Annotated in this window: 13 protein-coding genes; all 13 read left to right on the forward strand. The window is 65.2% G+C overall.

Annotation, left to right across the window (positions count from 1 at the left end):
• Positions 1–3 precede the first annotated feature (3 nt).
• The 13 genes from cyoB (at position 4) to KUO17_RS11285 (ending at position 22722) form a co-directional block, all read left to right on the forward strand.
• Positions 4–2022, forward strand: a complete 2019-nt coding sequence (gene cyoB, locus KUO17_RS11225) for a cytochrome o ubiquinol oxidase subunit I (protein WP_217975635.1) — start codon at positions 4–6, stop codon at positions 2020–2022.
• A gap of 3 nt (positions 2023–2025) precedes the next feature.
• Positions 2026–2649, forward strand: coding sequence for a cytochrome o ubiquinol oxidase subunit III (gene cyoC / locus KUO17_RS11230; protein ID WP_163941191.1), 624 nt, complete (start codon positions 2026–2028; stop codon positions 2647–2649).
• On the forward strand, positions 2650–2982 hold the full coding sequence (gene cyoD, locus KUO17_RS11235; RefSeq protein ID WP_217975636.1) for a cytochrome o ubiquinol oxidase subunit IV: 333 nt from the start codon (positions 2650–2652) through the stop codon (positions 2980–2982).
• A gap of 11 nt (positions 2983–2993) precedes the next feature.
• Entirely contained in the window at positions 2994–3881 is an 888-nt protein-coding gene (gene cyoE / locus KUO17_RS11240) for a heme o synthase (protein ID WP_043864408.1), read from the forward strand.
• 205 nt (positions 3882–4086) lie between these two features.
• Entirely contained in the window at positions 4087–5214 is a 1128-nt protein-coding gene (locus KUO17_RS11245; RefSeq protein ID WP_217975637.1) for a hypothetical protein, read from the forward strand.
• Between the two features lie 126 nt (positions 5215–5340).
• A complete protein-coding gene (alaC, locus tag KUO17_RS11250) occupies positions 5341–6576 on the forward strand; it encodes an alanine transaminase (protein WP_217975638.1) in 1236 nt (411 codons plus the stop codon).
• 180 nt (positions 6577–6756) lie between these two features.
• Positions 6757–7131: a YkgJ family cysteine cluster protein gene (locus KUO17_RS11255; RefSeq protein ID WP_217975639.1), complete on the forward strand. Its 375-nt coding sequence runs from the start codon at positions 6757–6759 to the stop codon at positions 7129–7131.
• A 248-nt stretch (positions 7132–7379) separates the two neighbouring features.
• Complete coding sequence (locus KUO17_RS11260; protein ID WP_217975640.1) at positions 7380–17615, forward strand: autotransporter-associated beta strand repeat-containing protein; 10236 nt, start codon at positions 7380–7382, stop codon at positions 17613–17615.
• Positions 17616–17711: 96 nt separating this feature from the next.
• Positions 17712–19406 (forward strand): molecular chaperone HscC, encoded by a 1695-nt coding sequence (locus KUO17_RS11265; RefSeq protein WP_217975641.1) that lies wholly within the window; start codon positions 17712–17714, stop codon positions 19404–19406.
• 10 nt (positions 19407–19416) lie between these two features.
• Entirely contained in the window at positions 19417–21024 is a 1608-nt protein-coding gene (locus tag KUO17_RS11270) for a J domain-containing protein (protein WP_217975642.1), read from the forward strand.
• Positions 21021–21578, forward strand: coding sequence for a GNAT family N-acetyltransferase (locus KUO17_RS11275; RefSeq protein WP_217975643.1), 558 nt, complete (start codon positions 21021–21023; stop codon positions 21576–21578). Before KUO17_RS11270 ends, KUO17_RS11275 begins: the two co-directional genes overlap by 4 nt.
• A gap of 73 nt (positions 21579–21651) precedes the next feature.
• Positions 21652–22197, forward strand: a complete 546-nt coding sequence (locus tag KUO17_RS11280) for a hypothetical protein (RefSeq protein ID WP_217975644.1) — start codon at positions 21652–21654, stop codon at positions 22195–22197.
• Positions 22198–22722, forward strand: coding sequence for a hypothetical protein (locus KUO17_RS11285; RefSeq protein WP_217975645.1), 525 nt, complete (start codon positions 22198–22200; stop codon positions 22720–22722).
• The last annotated feature ends 15 nt before the right edge of the window (positions 22723–22737 follow it).

Consider the following 22737-nt stretch of genomic DNA (forward strand, 5'->3'; position numbering starts at 1 on the left):
AAGATGTTCGGTAAACTAAGTCTGGACGCGATCCCGTATCACGAGCCGATAGTCATGGTGACCATTGCCATGATCGCGCTCGGCGGTCTCGCGTTGGTTGGTGCAATCACCTATTTCCGCAAGTGGACCTACTTGTGGACCGAGTGGCTGACGTCGGTCGACCACAAGAAAATCGGGGTGATGTACATCATCGTCGCGATGATCATGCTGCTGCGCGGCTTTGCCGACGCCATCATGATGCGTACCCAGTTGGCCATGGCCACGGGTGGCGGCGAGGGCTATCTGCCGCCTGAGCACTATGACCAGATCTTCACCGCTCACGGTGTGATCATGATCATCTTCATGGCAATGCCATTCTTCACCGGCCTGATGAACCTGGCCCTGCCTCTGCAGATCGGTGCGCGTGACGTTGCCTTCCCGTTCCTCAACTCCCTGAGCTTCTGGCTGCTGGTGTCCGGCGTTGCGCTGGTCAACATCTCCCTGGGCGTGGGCGAGTTCGCCAAGACCGGCTGGGTGGCGTATCCACCGCTGGCGGGTATCCAGTACAGCCCTGGGGTCGGTGTCGACTACTACATCTGGGCGCTACAGATATCCGGTTTGGGGACAACGCTGACGGGCGTCAACTTCCTTGCCACCGTGCTGAAAATGCGCGCCCCTGGCATGAAGCTGATGGACATGCCGATCTTCACCTGGACCTGCACCTGGGCCAACATCCTGATCGTGGCTTCGTTCCCGATCCTGACCGCGACCCTGGCACTGCTGACGGTTGACCGTTATCTGGACTTCCACATTTTCACCAACGAGCTTGGTGGGAACCCGATGATGTACGTCAACCTGTTCTGGGCGTGGGGTCACCCTGAGGTGTACATCCTGATCCTGCCGGCGTTCGGCGTGTTCTCGGAAGTCATCTCCACGTTCACCGGCAAGCGTCTGTTCGGCCACAAATCGATGATCTACGCCTCGGGTGCGATCTCGGTACTGGGCTTTGGCGTATGGCTGCACCACTTCTTCACCATGGGTTCGGGGGCCAGCGTCAACACCTTCTTCGGCCTGGCGACGATGCTGATTTCGATCCCGACCGGTGTGAAGCTGTTCAACTGGCTGTTCACGATCTACCAGGGCCGTCTGCGCTTCACCGCGCCAGTACTCTGGACCCTGGGCTTCATGGTGACCTTCTCGATCGGTGGCATGACCGGCGTACTGCTGGCCGTACCGGGCGCTGACTTCGTGCTGCACAACAGCCTGTTCGTGATCGCTCACTTCCACAACGTGATCATCGGTGGTGCGGTGTTCGGCTACATTGCCGGCTTCGCCTTCTGGTTCCCGAAAGCCTTCGGTTTCACCCTGAACGAGAAGTGGGGCAAGGCTGCCTTCTGGTTCTGGATCTCCGGTTTCTACGTGGCTTTCATGCCGCTGTACGCACTGGGCTTCATGGGCATGACCCGTCGTCTGAACCACTCGGACAACCCTGCGTGGGAACCGTACCTGTACGTGGCCGTGGTCGGTGCCGTGCTGATCCTGTTCGGTATCGCCTGCCAGCTGATCCAGCTGTACGTATCGATCCGCGATCGCAAGGACAACATGGACGTCACTGGCGACCCATGGAACGCGCACACCCTGGAATGGTCGACCTCGTCGCCACCGCCGTTCTACAACTTCGCCACCATGCCTGAGAAAGTCGGCCTGGATGCCTGGACCGAAACCAAGCGTGCCGGTATCGCTTACAAGGCTCCGGCCCAGTACGCACCGATCCACATGCCGAACAACACCGCTACCGGTCTGTACATGGGCGCGCTGTTGACCGTCTTCGGTTTCGCTGCCATCTGGCACATCTGGTGGTTGGCCGCGGCCGGCCTGATCGGCACCATCGCTGTCTTCGTTGCTCACGCTGCACGTGACGACCAGGGCTACATGGTTCCGGCCGAAGAAGTGGCACGTATCGAAGGTGAGCGTCTGAAGCACCTCGGTCTGGCTACCGGCTCGCCAGTCGGTGCGCCTGTCGAATCGTTTGAACGGGTTTAATCAATGTCCAGTCATGTAATCAATGCTGATGCTGCTCATGGTCACGACCATGGGCACGAAGAACACCACGACTCGGGCCAGATGACCGTATTCGGTTTCTGGCTGTACCTGATGACCGACTGCATCCTGTTTGCGTCGATCTTCGCAGCCTACGCGGTGCTGTCCGGCAATTTTGCCGGCGGCCCGTCGGGTCATGACATCTTCGAACTGCCGTACGTACTGGCCGAGACCGCGCTGCTGCTGTTCTCCAGTATCACCTTCGGCTTCGCCATGCTGCAGATGTACAAGGGCAACAAGAACGGTGTACTGGCCTGGTTGGCCGTCACCTTCCTGCTGGGCCTTGGCTTCATCATCATGGAAGTCAACGAGTTCCACCTGCTGATCAGCGAAGGCTTCGGCCCGCAGCGCAGCGGCTTCCTGTCGGGCTTCTTCGCCCTGGTCGGCACCCACGGTCTGCACGTGACCGGTGGTCTGATCTGGATGGCGGTGATGATGTACCAGATCCAGAAGAAGGGCATCACCGGCTCCGCCAAGACCCGCATGGGTTGCCTGAGCCTGTTCTGGCACTTCCTGGACGTGGTCTGGATCTGCGTGTTCACCGTTGTCTATCTGCTGGGGGTTCTGTAAATGGCTAACGCACATAACGAGCACGCCGAGGGCAACCACGGCAGCGTGAAGTCGTACGCAATCGGCTTCGTGCTGTCGGTGATCCTGACCCTGATCCCGTTTGGCCTGGTGATGTACCCGACCTTGCCAAAAGACATGACCATCCTGATCGTGGTGGCCTTTGCGGTCATCCAGATCGTCGTGCACCTGTACTACTTCCTGCACCTGGACCGTTCGCCAGAGCAGCGTGAGAACGTCAGCGCCTTCCTGTTTACCGGGTTGGTGATTGCACTGTTGGTCGGCCTGTCGCTGTGGATCATGTTCAGCATCCACACCAGCATGATGGCGAAGTGAGGTAAGACGGCATGTCCTTTAAGCACTTTATCCAAATCACCAAACCGGGGATCATTTTCGGTAACGTGCTTTCTGTGGCAGGCGGTTTCTTCCTTGCCGCGCAAGGGCATGTGGACTTCATGCTGTTCCTTGCCACGGTGATTGGCACTTCGCTGGTGGTGGCGTCCGGTTGCGTGTTCAACAACTGCATCGACCGTGACATCGACATCAAGATGGAGCGCACCAAGAACCGTGTGATGGTTCAGGGGCAGGTCTCGCTGAAGATCGCGCTGGCCTACGCCACCCTGCTCGGGGTGGCCGGGCTCGGCCTGCTGTATGTGCAGGCCAATGCCCTGGCGGCGTTATTCGGCCTGATCGGGTTCATCATCTACGTGGGTTTCTACAGCCTGTACCTGAAGCGCAAATCGGTGCACGGCACCCTGGTGGGCAGCCTGTCCGGTGCCATGCCTCCGGTGATCGGCTACTGCGCCGTGAGCAACAGCTTCGACCTGGCTGCGTTGACCCTGCTGGTGATGTTCAGCCTGTGGCAGATGCCGCATTCCTACGCCATTGCGATCTTCCGCTTCAACGACTACCTGGCGGCCTCGATTCCGGTATTGCCGGTCAAGCGTGGCATCCTGGTGGCCAAGAAGCACATCCTCTGGTACATCGTGGCGTTCCTGGCCGCGACCCTGATGTTGACCATCGGTGGTTATGCGGGCATGAGCTACATGGCCGTCGCCGCGGCAATGGGCATGTACTGGCTGTACATGGCCTGGACCGGCTACAAGGCTGTGGATGATCGCCTGTGGGCGCGCAAGCTGTTCGTGTTCTCCATCTTCACCATCACTGCGTTGAGCGTGATGATGTCGCTGGACACCAAGGTGCCGACCGAACTGCTGCTGACCTACGCGCATTGATCTGATGTGCTGAAAAAAGACCCCGGGCCGAAAGGTGCCGGGGTTTTTTTTGCCTGAACATTCATGCCGAACTGGCGCCGGACAAACAAGGCTGGCAGCAGCGTTCTTTGTACCGGCACTCCCTCCCAGCGCGGCACCACTCCCTGCTGAATGCCCGCGCCCCGCATTGCTAGCGTGGCAGCTCCCACCTCAAAGGAGCACGCCCATGAGCGTTTTCACTGTGTACTTCTGCGGCACCGGCTCGCACCGCTTCGATGACCAGAACCCTGATTTCTGGAACGGCGAACTGGTCTCGACCCTGGCCGCCAACGATCAGGGCCGCGAGTTCGCGCACTGGATCGCCATCGACGGCCCTGGCAGCGGCAACCTGCAGGCCGACGACCTGTTCATCGAAAACAAGGAATACGGCCTCACCGGCACGCTGTTCGGCGCCGGCTGGGAACAGAACGTCGCCCATGCCCTGCAGGTGATCAAGGGGCGCTGCACCTGGCAGCGCGAAAAGCTCAGCGAGGCCGATTACGATCGCCTCAAGTCTGCCGGCGTGCCGATCGAGGACGTGAAGCAAGAGGGCTCCTGGTTCTGGCGCAAGTACGACTACGGCGACCGTGGCGTCACCCCGCAGCAGTTGCAGGAAGGGATCATCAAGATGTACCGCAAGGACGGGCTGATCCCCAGTCAGGTCAATATCGTCGGCTGGAGCCGCGGCGGTATCAGCTGCCATATGCTGGCCAACGCAATGGCCGAAGACCCGGAGCTGGCCGATGTGCCAGTGAATATCTTCGCCATCGACCCGGTGCCCGGCATCAACAACCTGCAAGCGCACCGCCTGCACCTGAAGTCCAACGTCAAGGAGTACGTCGGGTTCTTCTCGCGCGATGAGCGCTCCAAAGGCTTTGCCTGTGTGATCCCCACCACCTACCCGGACACGCGCACGCATATCTATCCGCTGCCAGGCCGCCATGCCACGCTGGTCGGCAATGCCTCGGCCGATGGCAAAAGCAACGGCAAGGTGGTGCCCGAGCCTGGTGTGATCGTGCGTCACTTCGCCGAAACCTGCCTGAACCGCTGGGGGGCGACCCTGCACAAGTGCCTGGGCCTGAGCGACCAGCAGGTTGCCGAGCAGCAGGACGCGATGGACCGTGACGACGCACTGTACGCAGGCATGCGTCGGCATTCCTACACGCTGCTGACCGAGTCGGAGGAAGGGCACCGCTTTGTCCATCAGGGGGATGTGAGCAAGGCATTCCCTTACGTGCGCGGGCCCCAGATGTCACCCCAGGTCGGCCTGGATGTGGCTACCTGGCGCTCGGTGTCGTTCGACGACATCGGCTGATCGACAGGGCAGGGGTGGCAAAATCCACTTTACAGCCACCCCCGCCAAGCCCTATCTTCTGCCTCGGCCACCGCAGTGGCCAACGTCGCTCGGACGGTTCCGGGCGCTTACGTCCTCGAGGTAACCATGGCTGACCAAGGTTCGCCGCGCCGCTTTGCGCGCATAGATCGTCTCCCCCCTTACGTCTTCAACATCACTGCCGAGCTCAAGATGGCTGCACGCCGTCGTGGCGAGGACATTATCGACCTCAGCATGGGCAACCCCGACGGGGCCACGCCACCGCACATCGTCGAGAAGCTGGTACAGGTCGCGCAGCGCGAAGACACCCATGGCTATTCCACCTCGCGCGGCATCCCGCGCCTGCGCCGGGCTATTTCGCGCTGGTACAAGGACCGCTATGAGGTCGACATCGACCCCGAATCCGAAGCCATCGTCACCATTGGTTCCAAAGAGGGCCTGGCGCACCTGATGCTGGCCACCCTGGACCATGGCGACACCGTGCTGGTGCCCAACCCCAGCTACCCGATCCACATCTACGGCGCAGTGATTGCCGGCGCCCAGGTGCGTTCGGTGCCGCTGGTGCCGGGGGTGGACTTCTTCAACGAGCTGGAGCGGGCGATCCGCGAGTCGATCCCCAAGCCGAAGATGATGATCCTGGGCTTCCCTTCCAACCCCACCGCACAGTGCGTGGAGCTGGATTTCTTCGAGCGCGTGGTGGCCCTGGCCAAGCAGTATGACGTGCTGGTGATCCACGACCTGGCCTATGCCGACATCGTCTACGACGGCTGGAAAGCCCCCTCGATCATGCAGGTGCCGGGCGCCAAGGACATTGCGGTGGAGTTCTTCACCTTGTCCAAGAGCTACAACATGGCAGGCTGGCGCATCGGCTTCATGGTCGGCAACCCGGAGCTGGTCAGCGCCCTGGCGCGGATCAAGAGCTACCACGACTACGGCACCTTCACCCCGTTGCAGGTGGCGGCGATTGCTGCGCTGGAGGGCGACCAGCAGTGCGTGCGCGATATCGCCGAGCAGTACCGCCAGCGGCGCAACGTGCTGGTCAAGGGCCTGCACGAAACAGGCTGGATGGTCGAGAACCCCAAGGCCTCGATGTACGTGTGGGCCAAGATCCCTGAACAGTACGCACACCTGGGCTCGCTGGAGTTTGCCAAGAAGCTGCTGGCCGAGGCCAAGGTGTGCGTGTCGCCGGGGATCGGCTTTGGTGACTATGGCGACGACCATGTGCGCTTTGCCCTGATCGAGAACCAGGACCGCATTCGCCAGGCCGTGCGCGGCATCCGCCAGATGTTCCGCGCCGATGGCATCGAGGCGCCCAAGGCCGCCAAGCCACCGCGTACGCCGTGATACGCCGTCGCCGGCAAGGCCGACTCTGGCAGGCGTCGGCCTTGCCGGCGACGGGTGCGACGATGTCCACCCGTCGGCCACCGATATTTCTTTCACCGCCCCCCTTCTCAACGCCACGCCGAAGCATAGAATGATCGCCGGGTTTCTCCCTATAACGATAATTCTCCCCCTCCCCAAATCATGTCCGAAAACAATCCCTGTTTGACTTGCGGTGCCTGCTGCGCGTACTTCCGTGTGTCCTTTTTCTGGGGTGAATGCACCTCGGCCGGTGGCGTCGTGCCGGATGAACTGGTGGTGCAGATCAACCCGACCCGGGTGGCAATGATCGGTACCGATGCCAAGCCATGCCGCTGCATCGGCCTGGAAGGGGAAATCGGCAAAGGCGTCAATTGCTCGCTCTACGCCCAGCGCTCCAGCCCTTGCCGCGAGTTCGACGCGGCCTGGGTCAATGGCCAGCCCAACGACGACTGCAACGCCGCGCGCGCCGCCCACGGCTTGCCCCCGCTGGAGGCCAACGAGCCGTTCTGGCCGGCTGAAGACCCGGAGGTGGCCTGACCGTTCGTCGGTTGGCTGACGCTGTAAGTTTGACATCGCCCTTTATCCACGGGGGCTATTGCCAAAGTATTAACACTATTTGACGTACGACCTTTCCTATAGGGCTCCAGGAAAGCGGCTACACATTCCAGTCAATGGAACCGTAGTCGCCAAGGTCAGGCTTTCGACACTAGTGTGTAGTTTCCAGGCTTCCCCCTAGCCGGCACGCATTTAAGGACCGAACCGCCTGATCCACGAAGGAGTCACCCGTGGATAGACGTGCCGTCACCCTTTCGCCCGCCCGTGTTCGCCCGTTGTCGCTGGCCGTGAGCCTGGCGACCGCCGGGGTTGCGTTGACCCTGTTCAGTTTGCCGGCCGATGCTGCCTGTGTGGTGGCGGGCTCGACGGTGACCTGTACCGGCACGCCGGTATTGGGGCTGCCCAACGCCTATAGCAGTGCCACCAACGGCCTGACGCTGGAGCTGGCGGCGGGCTCGCAGCTCAATGCGCCCCTGCTGGGCACGGCAGTGAACCTGACCGGCAACAACATCACCCTGAACAACCGCGGCACCATCGACCCGGCGTTCCTGGGGATACTGGGCGGGCTCAGTTCCGGGGTGAAGATCGGCAATGCGGCGGCCAGTACGGTCAGCATCACCAATTTCAGTGGCGGCGTGATCAAAGGCACCACCGGCTTGCTCAGCGCCAGCCTGCTCAACCTCAACGGCCTGGCCCTGAGTGTGCAGAACGGCAGCGGGGGTGTGACCACGCTGCTCAACAACGGCAGCATCGGCTCCTCCAACATCGTCGGCGTCAGCGTGCTGGCCGCTGACGCCCCGGTGGTCGCGGTGTATGGCGGCGGCAGTGTCAACATGACCAACACCGGGACCATTACCGGCCGCGTGGCGTTCCAGGCATCGGGTACGACCACTGGCAACACCTTCACCAACAGTGGGACGATCACCGGTGGTGTGTCGATGGGGGCGAACTCCACCAACCGCTTCAACGCGATTGCAGGTTCCAGTGTCAGCGCGGGCGCGGGTGTCGGCGTCAACCTGGGGGTCGCCAGCATCGACCTGCTGTACGCCCCCACCGGGCTGGTCGATGGCGGCGCCGGCGGCAACAATACCCTGGCGCTGCAGAACGCCATTGGCGGGGGGACGGGCACCACCGGCGACGGCGCGATTTCTGCGGCCAACTACGTCAATTTCAACAACCTGGTGGTGCAGAGCGGTACCTGGACCTTGTCCGGCGCATTGACCGGGATCACCAGCACCAGCCTCAACGGCGGTGCACTGGTATTCGACAATGCCTCGACGTTCGGCAGCGGCACCATCGCCGTCAATGGCGGTGCGCTTGGTGCGGGGGCGGCAAACCTGTCATTGGGCAATGCCATCGGTGTGAGCGCCGGTGGCCTCAGCCTCATCGGCGACAACAACCTGACCCTCAACGGCATCGTCAGCGGTACGGGCGGGCTGACCAAGACGGGCGCAGGCACCCTGAGCCTGAATGCAGCCAACACCTTCCTTGGCGGCACCGTCCTCAATGGCGGTGTGCTGTCGCTGGCCAGCGCTGCGGCGCTGGGCACCGGTGCCCTGAGCGTCACGGCCAACAGCAGCCTGCAAGGCACGGTGCCACTGGTGCTGGCCAACGCCGTGCAACTGACGGCGGCACTGAGCCTGCCTGGCAGCAACGCGCTGACCCTGGGCGGGGTGATCAGCGGCACCGGCTCGCTGAACAGGACCGGTAGCGGCGACCTGACCCTCAATGGCGCCAACACCTATCAGGGCGGCACCACCGTCGGCGGCGGTACCCTGACGCTGGGCAACAGCGCGGCGCTGGGCAGCGGCGCGCTGAACGTGACTGGCGTTTCCAGGCTGGCCACCAGCAGCCCCATGACCCTGGGCAACGCGATCAACCTGGGCGCCAACCTGAACTTCACAGGTGCCAGCAACCTGGTGCTCGAGGGGGCCATCGGTGGCACCAGCGGCCTGATCAAGAACGGCCCGGGCAGCCTGACCCTCAATGGCAGCAATACCTATCAGGGCAGCACCACTCTGAGCGGCGGCACGCTGATCGTCGGCAGCAACACGGCGCTGGGCAGCGGCGTACTGAATGCGCAGAACGGCACATCGCTGGACGCCAGCAGCGCCGTTGCGCTGGGCAATTCCATCAGCCTGACCGGTGTACTGACGGTGGTTGGCAGCAATGATCTGGCCCTGACCGGCAATATCATCGGCAGCGGCGGGCTGACCAAGAATGGCGATGCCACGCTGACCCTGTCGGGTATCAACCTTCAATTGGGCAACACGCTGCTCAATGACGGCCGCCTGATCCTGGGCAGCGACCAGGCCCTGGGCCTGGGCTCCCTGGTGGCCGCGGATGGCACCACCCTCGACAGCAGCCAGGATGTCACCGTGGGCAATTCGGTGTCGCTGGCAGGCAACCTGAACATCGGTGGCCCCCGCGACATCACCCTGCTGGGCCTGGTCAATGGTGCAGGCAGCCTGACCAAGCATGGGGCGGGCAACCTGATCCTCAATGGCGCCAACAGCTATCAGGGCGGCACCACCCTGAAGGCCGGCACCCTGACCGTGGGTGATGCCACCGCACTGGGCAGCGGCGCGTTGACGGTCAGCGGCGCTTCGACCCTGGCCAGCAACACGGCGCTGGCCCTGAACAACGCCATCGGCCTGGGGGCCGACCTGACGGTGGCCAACAGCACCGCGCTGACCCTGGGGGGCGACATCAGCGGCACCGCCGGCCTGATCAAGACGGGGGCCGGTGTGCTGACCCTCAGTGGCGACAACACCTACGAAGGCGGCACGGCGCTGAATGCGGGCGGCCTGCTGCTGACCTCGGCCACGGCATTGGGCAGCGGCACGCTGACCGCTGCCGGTGCGACCACGCTGGACACCAGCACCGCACTGACCCTGGCCAACGCCCTGGAACTGACCGGCAGCCTGAGCCTGATCGGTGCACAGAACCTGGCGCTGACAGGCGTAATCAGTGGCGCGGGTGGCCTGGTCAAGAGCGGTACCGGCGACCTGACCCTGAGCGGCAACAATACCTATCAGGGCGATACCCTGCTGGGTGCCGGCACGCTGATTGTCGGCAGCGATAGCGCCCTTGGCGTCGGCACCCTGCGCACCAGCACCAGCACCACGCTGGATGCCAGCACCGCAGTGGTGCTCGGCAATGCGCTGGATATCGTCGGCAACCTGAACATCGGCGGCACGGCCGACCTGACCCTCGATGGGGTGATCACCGGCCCCGGCGACCTGACCAAGAGCGGCGCTGCGACCCTGACCCTCAACGCCAGCAACCTGTACGCCGGCGAGACCCTCCTGACTGCCGGCACGTTGGTGCTCGGCAACAACAACGCGCTGGGCAGCGGCGTGCTGTCGGTCACCGGCGCCTCGACCCTGAGCAGTGGCGACAGCGCAGTGGTGGTGAACAGCCGCATCGGCCTCAACGCCAACCTCACCGTCGACGGCAGCAACGACTTCGGCCTGAGCGGCGCAATCAGCGGCAACGGCCAGTTGATCAAGGCCGGCACCGGCAACCTGACCCTGAGCGGCGTCAACACCTACAGCGGTGGCACCGCACTGAGTGGCGGCACCTTGTCCGTCGGCAACAACGCTGCGCTGGGCAGCGGCGCCCTGACCGCCACGGGCACCAGCACCCTGAAAAACACCCAGTCGATTGCGCTGATGAATACCATCGTGGTGAACGGCGACCTGACCCTCGACACCGCAAGCAACCTGACCCTGGGCGGGCTCATCAGCGGTACAGGCAACCTGATCAAGGCCGGCGCCCAGGAACTGGTGGTGTTCGGCAACAACACCTTCAGCGGCACACTCGATATCGCCCAAGGCATGGTGACGACCTTGAATGCCAACGCACTGGGCAACCCCGCCAGTGTCAACCTGGGCAGCGGCACCGACCTGAACCTGAACGGCAACACCAGCATCGGCGCACTGACTGGCAGCGGCACCACCAACATCGCGCTGGGCAACACGCTGAGCCTGGGCAGTACCAACCTGGACAGCGTGTTCGCCGGTGCATTCGTCGGCTTTGGCCGGCTGAACAAGGTGGGCAGCGGCGTACTCGAGCTCAGCGGGGTGAGTACCCTCGGTGGCACCAGCCAGGTCAGTGCCGGTACGCTCAACGTGTCGGGCACCCTGAATGGCGGCGGCCTGACGGTCACCAACGGCGCGACCCTCACCGGCAGTGGTGGCCTCGGTGGGCTGGTCAGCATCGGCAACGGCGGGCACCTGGCCGGCACCAGCGGGACCCAGTTGAGCCTCGGTTCGCTGGTGCTGGCACCGAACGCCAACATCGACGTGGCATTGGGCTCACCGGTGACCGGCGCCACCTCGCTGTTCAAGGTGGCCGGCACCCTGACCCTTGACGGTACGCTGAACATCACCGATGACGGTGGCCTGGGCAATGGTATCTATCGCCTGTTCGACTACACCTCGCTGGTCAACAACGCACTGAGCCTGGGCAGCCTGCCGGGCAGCGTGACACCGGGCGAGCTGCAACTGCAGACCGCCATCGCCGGGCAGGTCAACCTGCTGATCAACTCGCCCAACCTGATTGTGCAGTTCTGGGACGGTGCGGGCGTGGTGCCCAATGGCACGGTGGAGGGCGGCTCCGGCACCTGGAACAGCAGCGCTACCAACTGGACCGAGCTGAACGGTGGGGTCCAGGACATCTGGCTCGGTCAGTTCGCCGTGTTCCAGGGCGCGTCGGGTGTGGTCACCGTGGAAGGCAGCCAGACCACCAACGCACTGCAGTTCATCACCGATGGCTACACACTGGTCGCAGGTACCGGCGGCGAGCTCACTGCCATCAATGGCAACAGTGGCAGCTTCGCGGTGCGGGTCGACCCGAACGTGACCGCCACCCTCGACCTGCCCATCAATGGCACGGGCACCCTGGCCAAGCTCGACACTGGCACCCTGGTGCTCAATGGCGTGAACGGCTATACCGGCGGCACGGCTCTCAACGGCGGCACGCTGATCGTCGGCAACGACAGTGCGCTGGGCAGCGGCACCCTGACGGCGGCCGCCGGCACCACCCTGGACAGCAACACGGTGGTCAGCCTGGCCAATGACGTGAGCCTGCTCGACCAACTGCGCATCGGTGGCAGCAATGCTCTCACGCTCGGTGGCGATATCAGCGGCACTGGCGGCCTGCTCAAGGCCGGCGCGGGCACTCTGACGCTCAACGGCGACAACACCTACGTCGGGCCGACGGCGCTGAATGCCGGCAAGCTGGTGCTGGGCAGCGACACCGCGCTGGGCGCAGGCGCCCTCACCGCGGCGGCGGGCACGCAACTGGACACCCGTACTGACCTGACGCTGAGCAATGTACTCAACCTGGCCGGTGACCTGACCCTGCTCGGCAGCAACGACCTGACCCTGGACGGGCTGGTCAATGGTGCCGGCACCCTGATCAAGCAGGGCGCCAGCAACCTCACCCTCAACGCCACCAATGGCTTTACCGGCGGTACCGACCTGCAAGCCGGTACCCTCACGGTCGGCAACGCCGGGGCACTGGGCAGCGCAGCGCTCACCGTCAGCGGCGCCTCCAGCCTGGTCAACAGCGGTGCACTGTCGCTGGCCAACGACATCGTGCTCAATGCCGGCCTTAGCCTGCCGGGCAACAATGACCTGACCCTCGCCGGTGTGATCAGCGGTGCCGGTGGCCTCAGCCACAGCGGCACGGGCGGCCTGACCCTTGCCGGCGCGAACACCTACACCGGCGGCACCCAGCTGGGCACCGGCGACCTCACCCTGGGCACCGGTGGGGCACTGGGTACGGGCGCCCTGAGTGTCAACGGCACCTCGACCCTGACCAATACCAGCGCCATGAGCGTGGCCAACGCGGTGGACGTCGGCGGCACCCTGGATGTGGCCGGCACCAGCAACCTGAACCTGGCGGGCGTGCTCAGCGGCAGCGGCATCCTCAACAAGAACGGCCTGGCCAACCTCACGCTCAGTGGCAACAACACCTTCAGCGGCATCCTCAACATCCTGTCCGGCAGCCTCAGCACCGTGGGCAACAATGCGCTGGGCAACCCTGCCGAGCTCAACCTGGGCAGCGGCGCCACCCTCAATCTGGGCGGCAACACCAGCCTGGCTGAGCTTGCCGGCGACGGTAGCGTGAAGGTCGCGACAGGCACCGGCCTGCAAGTCGGTGGCGGCACCTTTGGCGGCGTGCTCAGCGGTACCGGCACACTGGACAAGGTCGGCGGCGACACGCTGACCCTGGGCGGCAACAACACCCTCAGTGGCGGCACGACCGTCAGCGGCGGCAGCCTGATGGTCGACGGCAGCCTGGCCAGCAGCAGCGTGACGGTGAACAACGGCACCACCCTGGGCGGCAGCGGCAGCCTGGGCGGCGCCGTTACCATCGCCAATGGCGGGCACCTGGCGGTCAGCAGCGGCCGTACGCTGACTATCGGTTCGCTGGTGCTGGGTTCGGGGGCCAACCTGGATGCAGCGCTGGGCGCACCGGTGGTCGGTACCCCGAGCCTGATCGATGTGGCCGGCAACCTGACCCTGGACGGCACGCTCAACGTCACCGACATCGGCGGCTTCGGCGCAGGCGTGTACCACCTGATCAATTATCAGGGCGCCCTCACCGACAACGGCCTGCTGGTCGGCAGCGTGCCGAACGGTGTGACCCCGGGCGCCCTGGAGGTGCAGACCAGCATCAACAACCAGGTCAACCTGGTGGTGGGCGGTGCCAACAACAACGTGCTGTTCTGGGACGGCAGCCAGACCCTCGGCAACGGTGCGGTCGACGGCGGCAGCGGCGTATGGAGCGCTGCCGGCAACAACTGGACCAACGCCAGCGGCACCCTCAACCAGAGCTGGAACGCTACCTTCGCAGTGTTCCAGAATTCCGGCGCCACGGTCACCCTGGACGGCGTGCAGACGGTCAATGGCATGCAGTTTCTCGGCAACGGCTACACCCTCGCCGGCGATGCACTGGAGCTGATCAATGGTGCCGGGGGCACCACCAACGTGCGCATCGGCACCGGCATCAGCGCAACGCTGGACGTGGCCGTCAACGGCAGCGGTACCCTGGCCAAGGTCGAAGGTGGCGCCCTGGTGCTCAATGGCAACAACGGCTACACCGGTGGCACCCAGCTCAACGGCGGCACCCTGGTGGTGGGCAGCGACACGGCGCTGGGCAGTGGCGCACTGACCGCCGCCAATGGCACCACGCTGGACGCCAACAAGGCGGTCACGCTGGGCAACGCAGCCGTGCTCAATGGGGCACTGACCCTGGGTGGCAGCAACGACCTGAGCCTGACGGGCGTGGTCAGCGGCAGCGGCAGCCTGCTGAAAAACGGCGCGGCCGACCTGACCCTGAACGGCGTCAATACCTATCAGGGCGGTACCCGCTTGAATGCCGGCAGCCTCACCCTGGGCGACAACAGCGCACTGGGCAACGGCGTGCTCACGGTCGGTGGCAACGCCGCACTCGACGGGCCGGTCGACCTGCAACTGAGCAACGCCATCAGCCTGGCAGCACGCCTGACCCTGGCCGGCAGCAACGACCTGGCCCTGAGCGGCGTGATCAGCGGTAACGGCAGCCTGGTGAAAAACGGCAACGGCGAGCTGCTGCTCACCGGCGCCAACACCTACAGCGGCGGCACCACCCTCAACGCGGGCAGCGTCGTTGGCAACACCCGCAGCCTGCAGGGCGCGATCCTCAACAACACCGCATTGACCTTCGAGCAGGCCAGCAATGGCAGCTACACCGGCAACCTCACCGGCAGCGGCACGCTGGTCAAGAGCGGCAGTGGCCAGTTGCTGATGACCGGCACCAGCGGCTTTACCGGCAACACCACGGTGAATGCCGGCAGCCTGCTGGTGAACGGCAGCCTGGCCAGTGCCAATGTGCAGGTCAACAGCGGTGCGACCCTTGGCGGCAGCGGCACTTATGCCGGCACCGTCAACGTCGCCAGCGGGGCGACCCTGGCGGCGGGTGGCAGTGCCACGGCACTCAGCGTCGGCACGCTCAACCTGGATGCCGGCAGCAAACTGAACGTGGTGCTCGGCCAGGCTGCGGCGTCCACCACCGTGGTCAAGGTGGCGGGCGACCTGCAGCTGGACGGCACCCTCAACATTGCCGATGCCGGCGGCTTTGGCAGCGGCGTGTACCAGCTGTTCACCTATGGCGGCAACCTGACCGACAGCGGCCTGCTGTTCGGCCTGCTGCCAGGCACCACCGTGCCGGGCCAGCTGACCCTGCAGACCGCCATTGCCCAGCAGATCAACCTGGTGGTGCAGGGCACGGCCGGCGAGTTGCAGTTCTGGAACGGTGGCAAGAGCAACGCCGATGGCACCCTCGGTGGCGGCAGCGGCACCTGGGGGCCAGGCACCAACTGGACCGACCTCAACGGCAACCTGAGCGAAGCCTGGGACGCGCAGTTCGGCGTGTTCGGTGGCCAGCCGGGCACCGTCACCGTGGCCGGCAAGCAGTCCTTCACCGGCCTGCAGTTCCTCACGGGCGGCTATCAACTGGTGGCCGGCACCGGGGGCAGCCTGGCCCCGGTCAACGCGGCCGATGGAGCCCTGGCGGCCGTGCGCGTGAATGCGGGCGCGAGCACGCAGATCTCGGCACCGCTGGTGGGCACAGGCGGCATCGAAAAACTCGATGCCGGCACGCTGATCCTCAGTGGCGCCAATACCTACACCGGCGGCACCAAGGTCAGCGGCGGCACGCTGGTAGGTGACACCACCAGCCTGCAGGGCAGCATCGTCGACAACGCCATGCTGGTGTTCCAGCAGGACGCGAACGGGCGTTTCAGCGGTGTGCTCAGCGGCACCGGCAGCGCCATCAAGCAGGGCAACGGCAGCCTGCTGCTGACCGGCAACCAACCCTTCAGCGGCAAGCTGGCCGTCAACCAGGGCCTGCTGCAGGTAGGCAACGCCGCCAACCCGGGCACGGTGCTGGGTGCACAGGTCACGGTGGGGGCCGGTGGCGCGCTCAGCGGCAATGGCAGCGTGGCCTCGCTGGTCAACGGCGGTGGGGTGCAGCCTGACCCGGCCAGTGGCCTCACCGTCAGCGGCAACTTCACCAACAGCCCGGGCGGTACGCTCAGCGTGGTGGTCGGCAACCCGGCCAGCAGCGGCCTGACGGTGGGCGGTACGGCGAACCTGGGCGGTACGCTGGTGGTGCTCAACTCCGCACCGGCCTCGGGCAGTGCGCAGTACGCCGTGGTCACCGCCGGCGGCGGGGTGAACGGTACGTTCACCACCGTGAAACTGCCGGACACGCCGTTCTACGACACCACCCTGAACTACGGCAACAACCAGGTCGGGGTGACCGTCAGCCGCAATGACACCACCCTCGCCAGTGTGGCCGTAACGCCCAACCAGCAGGCCGTGGCAGGCGCACTGGGCAGCAGCGGGGCGCCGGCAGCCGTCCTGGGCGCGGTCATGGCGCAGAACCGCGGCGGCGTTCAGGCGGCGCTGGACAGCCTGTCGGGCGAGATCCATGCCAGCACCGCCAGTGCCTTGATCGAAGACTCGCGCTACCTGCGTGAAGCGGTCAACGATCGCATGCGTCAACCCGGCTGCAGCCGTGAGGACGACCCGCGCCAGGTCCTGGCACCGAGCAACAGCCAGCTCACCAGCCAGGGTTGCCAGGACGAGGCCGTGGGGTGGGCGCGGGCACTGGGCACCTGGGGCGACATGGACGGCAACAGCAACAGCGCCCGCCTGGACCGCAACCTGGAAGGCTTCCTGCTCGGGGTCGACCGCAGCCTGGACGATGCCTGGCGTGTCGGTGTGGCTGCCGGTTATACCCGCAGCGACCTGGACGCCAAGCAGCGCCGTTCGGATGCAAGCATCGACAGCTACCACCTGGCAACGTACCTGAGCTACCAGCTCGAGGCCTTCTCGGCGCGCATGGGGGCGGCGTACAGCTGGCACAACATCGAGAGCAAACGTGACGTGACCATCGGCACCTATGACGACCGCCTCAAGGCCAAGTACAAGGCGCGCACCGCGCAGGTATTCGGTGAAGTGGCCTACGCCATCGATGCCGGCGGTGTGGCGCTGGAACCGTTCGCGGGCCTGGCCTACGTCAACTACGACAGCGACACCGCGCATGAGAAGGGCGGCGCGGCGCGGCTCAAGGCCAACGCCGACCAGGACATCACCTTCTCCACCGTGGGCCTGCGTGCAGGCAAGGCGTTCATCCTGGCCAACGGCACCACCCTGACCCCGCGCGGCAGCCTCGGCTGGCGGCACGCGTTGGGTGATACCAAGCCCGACGCAGACCTGCGCTTCATCGAGGGCGGCGCCGGCTTTACCACCCAGGGCGTACCGATCGCACGTGACAGCGCGGTGGTCGAGGCAGGGCTGGACATGTCGGTCGGCAAGGCGGGCAAACTTGGCCTGGGGTACTCGGGCCAGCTCTCCAGCGACACCCGCGACCATGCCGTGACGCTGAGCTTCAGCATGGGCTTCTGAACCGGGGAGCACGATCGCCGCGAGTGATGGCAGTGGCCTGAACCCAGGCACCTCAAGTACCATCGGCCTCTGATTTGTTGAGAGGGAAACTCGCTGATGATCGTCGGTATCGACCTGGGAACGACCCACAGTCTGGTGGCCATTTGGCGGCATGGCGCCTCTGAACTGGTGCCCAACGCCCTTGGCCAACTGCTCACCCCCAGCGTGGTCGGGCTCGACGACGAGGGCCGAGTACTGGTCGGCCAGGCGGCGCGTGAGCGGCTGCACACCCATCCCAAACAGACCACGGCGCTGTTCAAGCGCTACATGGGCAGCAACCAGGAAGTGCCTCTGGGCGGGCGTTCGTACCGGCCCGAAGAACTCTCGGCGCTGGTGCTCAAGAGCCTCAAGGAAGACGTCGAACGGGCGTTCGGCGAGCCGGTCACGGAAGCGGTGATCAGCGTGCCGGCCTATTTCAGCGATGCCCAGCGCAAGGCCACCCGCGTGGCCGGCGAACTGGCGGGCCTGCGGGTCGAGAAGCTGATCAACGAACCCACGGCGGCTGCGCTTGCCTACGGCCTGCACCAGCGTGACAAGGAAACCTCGTTCCTGGTCTTCGACCTGGGCGGCGGTACCTTCGACGTGTCGATCCTGGAGCTGTTCGAGGGCGTGATGGAGGTACGTGCCAGCGCTGGCGACAACTACCTGGGCGGCGAAGACTTCGACCAGGTGCTGCTCGAACACTTCGTGCAGAGCCAGCAAGGTCAGGGGTTCCCGGGTGTCGAGTCGCTGCTGCAACCGCTGCGCCGCGAGGCCGAGCGCGTGCGCAAGCAGCTTGGGCAGGCGCAGGAGGCCGAGTTCGTGGTGCGCCTGGACGGGCGTGAATGGCGCCACAGCTATACCCAGGACGCCATGGCCGATCTGTTCGCGCCGCTGCTGGCGCGCCTGCGCGCCCCGATCGAACGTGCCCTGCGCGATGCCCGCATCCGCGCCTCGGACCTTGACGAGGTGCTGCTGGTGGGCGGCACCACGCGCATGCCGCTGGTGCGCAAGCTGGCTGCCGGGCTGTTCGGGCGCTTCCCCTCCATCAGCCTCAACCCCGATGAAGTGGTGGCCCATGGCGCCGCGGTGCAGGCCGCCCTCAAGGCCCGCGACGCGGCGCTCGAAGAAGTGGTGCTGACCGACGTGTGTTCCTACACCCTGGGCATGGAAACCGTGCGCCAGTTCGGCGAACGCCACGAGAGCGGCCACTACCTGCCGATCATCGAGCGCAACAGCGTGGTGCCGGTCAGCCGGGTGCAGACCGTGTACACCGTGAGCGACCAGCAGGAGCAGGTGCTGGTCAAGGTGTTCCAGGGCGAGAGCCGGCTGGTCAAGGACAACGTGCTGCTGGGCGTGCTGGAGATTCCGGTGCCCAGGCGCAAGGCCGGCGAGGTGGCGCTGGAGGTGCGTTTCACCTACGACATCAACGGCATCCTCGAGGCCCAGGTGAGCATCCCGCTGACCGGCGATCAGCACGCGCTGGTGATCGAGAACAACCCCGGCGTGCTCAGCCCTGACGAAATTCGCGAGCGTCTGGTGGCGCTGGCCGAGCTCAAGACCCATCCGCGTGATCAGCAGCCCAACACCCTGTTGCTGGCGCGCCTGGAGCGCCTGTACCAGGAAAGCCTGGGCGAGCTGCGCGAGAGGGTCGGGGCCTGGGCCGCGCACTTTCAGCGTGTGCTGGAAACCCAGGACGAGCGGCAGATTCGCGAAGTGCGCCACGACCTGAGCCAGCGCGTGAATGAACTGGGCCAGGACAGCTGGCGCTGAGGGAACGGCAATGAGTGATGTGATCGACGACTGCTGGAGCGTGCTGGCCCTGGCGCCCGGCGCTGATGAACGCAGCATCCGTCGCCAGTATGCACGCTTGCTCAAGGTGCATCGCCCGGATGAAGACCCCGAGGGTTTCCAGCGCCTGCGTGAGGCCTACGAGCAGGCCCTGGCGCAAACCCGTTGGGAGATGGAACGCGAGGAGGTCGAGGCAGCGCCTGCGCCGATCGCCCCGGTGGCTGCGCACGAACCCTCTGCAGTGTTTGCCGAGCCGCTGGTCGAGGCCGCGCCGGACCCGTTGCAACAGGCCCTGGCCCTGCTCGACGGGCTGGTCCCGGCGCAGCTCGACAGCCGCTGGCAGCAGGCGCGCACGCAAGGGTGTGAAAGCGCCTTCGAGTACCAGTTGCTGCAGTACTGCCTGAGCGATGATGCACCGCGCCTGGCCATCCTGCACTGGGCGGTGCAGGCACGCGGCTGGTTCACGCCCTGGCAGACGGTGCCGATGACCGCGTACCAGGCCGACGAACTGCTGGGCAGCCTGTGGCACGCCTGCCATGGCGAGTTGCAGGCGCAGTTGGTGGCTGGTGACGAGCGTGGCGTTTATGCATGCCTGCAAACCTGGGGCGGGCAGGCGTGGCTGGAGCCGTTCGACCGCCGCGAGCAGTTCCAGGCCATGCTGCTGGAGCTGCTGCACGAACACGATACCTGGGGCCATGGGCTGTTCGAGCACGTCTGCCAGTACTTCAACTGGAGCGACGACAACGGCGGGCCGAAACCGGCCTACCTGTGGCAGGCACTGAACGAGCGCTGCCAGCGTGACGCCTGGTTTGCCCATCAGCAGGCGCTGGCCGAGCAATGGCACTGGAACATCAAGCCGGAAGGCAACGCAGCGTACCTGCTGTTGCGCCCGCTTGAACTCAAGCAGCAGGTGGCGCTGGCCCAGGGCTTCAGCGAGGCCGACTGGACGGCCTGCGAGCAGTTGACTCAGGACCTGCTTTACCGTTACCCCGAGCTGCTCGACCAGGTACCGCACCGCGACCTGTATTTCTGGCGCAAGCTGGCCCCGCGGCCAATGCACCCGCGCAGCTATCTGCGGGTGATGAGCACCATGTTGGTGGCGATCCTGCTGTGGATGGCGGGCCCTGGATTTTTCGACAGCCTGCAGAACGTGCTGATCGCCGCCGTGGTCGGCTCGCTGCTGACGGTGCAGCTGTCATCCGTGTTCATGCGCCTGTGGCAATGGTTCTCGCCCAGCCTGCTGGCGCTGGACCTGCGCCTGAGCGAGTGGCTGATTCCACCATGGGCCAACCCGCATGGCGAGCGCCTGTTGTTGCGCCACGGCGTGCCACGCCTGATGCTGGCGCTGCCGATCTACCCGATGCTGGCCGGTACCCATGCACTGATCGCGGTGGTGGGGATGGTGGGCTATTTTGGCGTCGGCCTGCTCGGCCTGCTGCCCTACACCCCACCTTCAGGAGAAGGCAGCGGCGTGGTGCACAAGGCGTGGCGGGCACTGCACGAACTCTATGAGTTCAACTGGGCCCAGGTGGCGTTGCTGGTGGCGACGGTGGTCGTGGTGGTCTGGTGGCAAGTTCAACTACCGGAGTTTGTGTCATGAGCTGGACAGAAGGTTTCGACACCGGGCTGTGCCTGAACGGCGCGAGGGTGCAACTGCGCCCGATGCGCGCCAGCGATGCCGAGCAATGGCTGGGGATCATGGCCGACCCCGAGGTGATGCGCTACTGGCACCACGGCCCCTGGCAGACGCTGGCCGAGGCCGAAGTGGCGCTGCTGGCCGACCGCGCCGCGTACCTGGCCGGGCGCAGCCTGAAGCTGGGCATCTACCCGCAGGGCAGCGACCTGCTGCTGGGCATGTGCCAGTTCTTCAGCATCGACGCCGAGTCGCGGCGCGGCGAGATCGGCTATTGCCTGGCCAGCGCTGCCCAGGGCCAGGGCTACATGCGCGAGGCGCTGGAGCTGTTTGTCGAGTACCTGACCATCGGCCTGGGCATGCGCCGCCTCGAAGCCGAGATCGACCCGCGCAACCACGCCTCGGCGCGTACCCTGGAACGCATGGGGTTCGAGCGCGAAGGCCTGCTGCGCGAGCGCTGGTGCATCGCGGGCGAAGTGTCGGATTCGGCGTTGTACGGGCTGCTGCTCGAATCGAGCTGAATCACTTGGACAGCGGGGGAGGCGATGGGCTATCGTCGCGCCCCGCTTTCTACCCGGCCAAATGGACTGACTGGTGCGCCTGGATTATCGCTCGCTGAGCTTGTTGCTGTTTCTTGTGTGCCTGTACCCGGAAGCCTGTGGCTGGGGGGCCGACTCGGTATTGCGTGGCATGCACGCGCTGTCGATGGGCTGGCTGGCGGGTGGGCTGTGGTTCGCCAACCCGCTGCTGCTGGGCGCATTCGTGACCCATCGCAGCGATCCCTTGACCGCTTACCGGCTGGGCTGGGCGGCAGTGCTGCTGACCAGCATGGCGCTGGTGCTGGGCTGGACCGATTGGGCACTTCTTCCGCGTGGCCCGCTGGGGCCTGAGGTACGCACCGGGTACTTCCTGTGGCTGGCCTCGATGCTGGTATTCGTCATCGGTCAGCACCGCTACCGGCACCAGCCCAAAAACAGTGTGGCACCGGTGGGCTGGCTGCACTGGGTACTGCTGGCAGGTATCGTGCTGACCATTCCGCTGTCGTTCGTGAAGGCCACCGTGGCGCCCTCGCGGCCGATCTACATGGAACTGGGCGAGCCTGCGCCGGCGTGCGACGACTGTGAATTCGAGGTCAACTAGATGCTGCTGATGTTCAAGCGTCACTACGTGGTGCTGAGCCTGGCGTTGTTCCTGGGCAGCCTGTACCTGGACGTGCTGCCGGTGGGCGACCTGACCATGGTGCGCGGTATGCACGCCCTGACCCTGGGCTGGCTGGGTGGCAGTGCCTGGTTGGCCAACCCGTTGATCTGCCTGGCGCTGATGATGCGCCGCAACCGGCCGCAGCTGTCGTTGTTGCTGGCGGGCATGGCGCTGTTGCTGGCGGCGCAGTGGTTGCCCGTCATCGGCTGGGGCCAGTCGCGCATGCTGCCGGTGCAGGCCGACGGCCTGCCGCGGTTTCTGGTCGGTTACTACGTGTGGGTGGGGGCGCTGGCGGTGTATGTGGCCGGGCAGTTCCTCAACCGCCGCCAGGTACCCGGCGGTCCTCGCCAGGGCTGGCTGGCCTGGGTGCTGGTCGCCGCGATCCACGCCACGGCGGCGCTGTCGTTCACGGCGTGGAGCGACCGGCCGCACCTACCACCGCCGATTCCCGCCAATGCAATCTGACCCCTGGATGTTGTT

This window comes from Pseudomonas aegrilactucae (assembly GCF_019168305.1).
In the GTDB taxonomy this organism is placed as follows: domain Bacteria; phylum Pseudomonadota; class Gammaproteobacteria; order Pseudomonadales; family Pseudomonadaceae; genus Aquipseudomonas; species Aquipseudomonas aegrilactucae.

What these genes read in the sequence shown, in the direction of transcription:
- cyoB (WP_217975635.1), top strand. Translation starts at nt 4, where the DNA reads ATGTTCGGTAAACTAAGTCTGGACGCGATCCCGTATCACGAGCCGATA.
- cyoC (WP_163941191.1), top strand. Translation starts at nt 2,026, where the DNA reads ATGTCCAGTCATGTAATCAATGCTGATGCTGCTCATGGTCACGACCAT.
- cyoD (WP_217975636.1), top strand. Translation starts at nt 2,650, where the DNA reads ATGGCTAACGCACATAACGAGCACGCCGAGGGCAACCACGGCAGCGTG.
- cyoE (WP_043864408.1), top strand. Translation starts at nt 2,994, where the DNA reads ATGTCCTTTAAGCACTTTATCCAAATCACCAAACCGGGGATCATTTTC.
- KUO17_RS11245 (WP_217975637.1), top strand. Translation starts at nt 4,087, where the DNA reads ATGAGCGTTTTCACTGTGTACTTCTGCGGCACCGGCTCGCACCGCTTC.
- alaC (WP_217975638.1), top strand. Translation starts at nt 5,341, where the DNA reads ATGGCTGACCAAGGTTCGCCGCGCCGCTTTGCGCGCATAGATCGTCTC.
- KUO17_RS11255 (WP_217975639.1), top strand. Translation starts at nt 6,757, where the DNA reads ATGTCCGAAAACAATCCCTGTTTGACTTGCGGTGCCTGCTGCGCGTAC.
- KUO17_RS11265 (WP_217975641.1), top strand. Translation starts at nt 17,712, where the DNA reads ATGATCGTCGGTATCGACCTGGGAACGACCCACAGTCTGGTGGCCATT.
- KUO17_RS11270 (WP_217975642.1), top strand. Translation starts at nt 19,417, where the DNA reads ATGAGTGATGTGATCGACGACTGCTGGAGCGTGCTGGCCCTGGCGCCC.
- KUO17_RS11275 (WP_217975643.1), top strand. Translation starts at nt 21,021, where the DNA reads ATGAGCTGGACAGAAGGTTTCGACACCGGGCTGTGCCTGAACGGCGCG.
- KUO17_RS11285 (WP_217975645.1), top strand. Translation starts at nt 22,198, where the DNA reads ATGCTGCTGATGTTCAAGCGTCACTACGTGGTGCTGAGCCTGGCGTTG.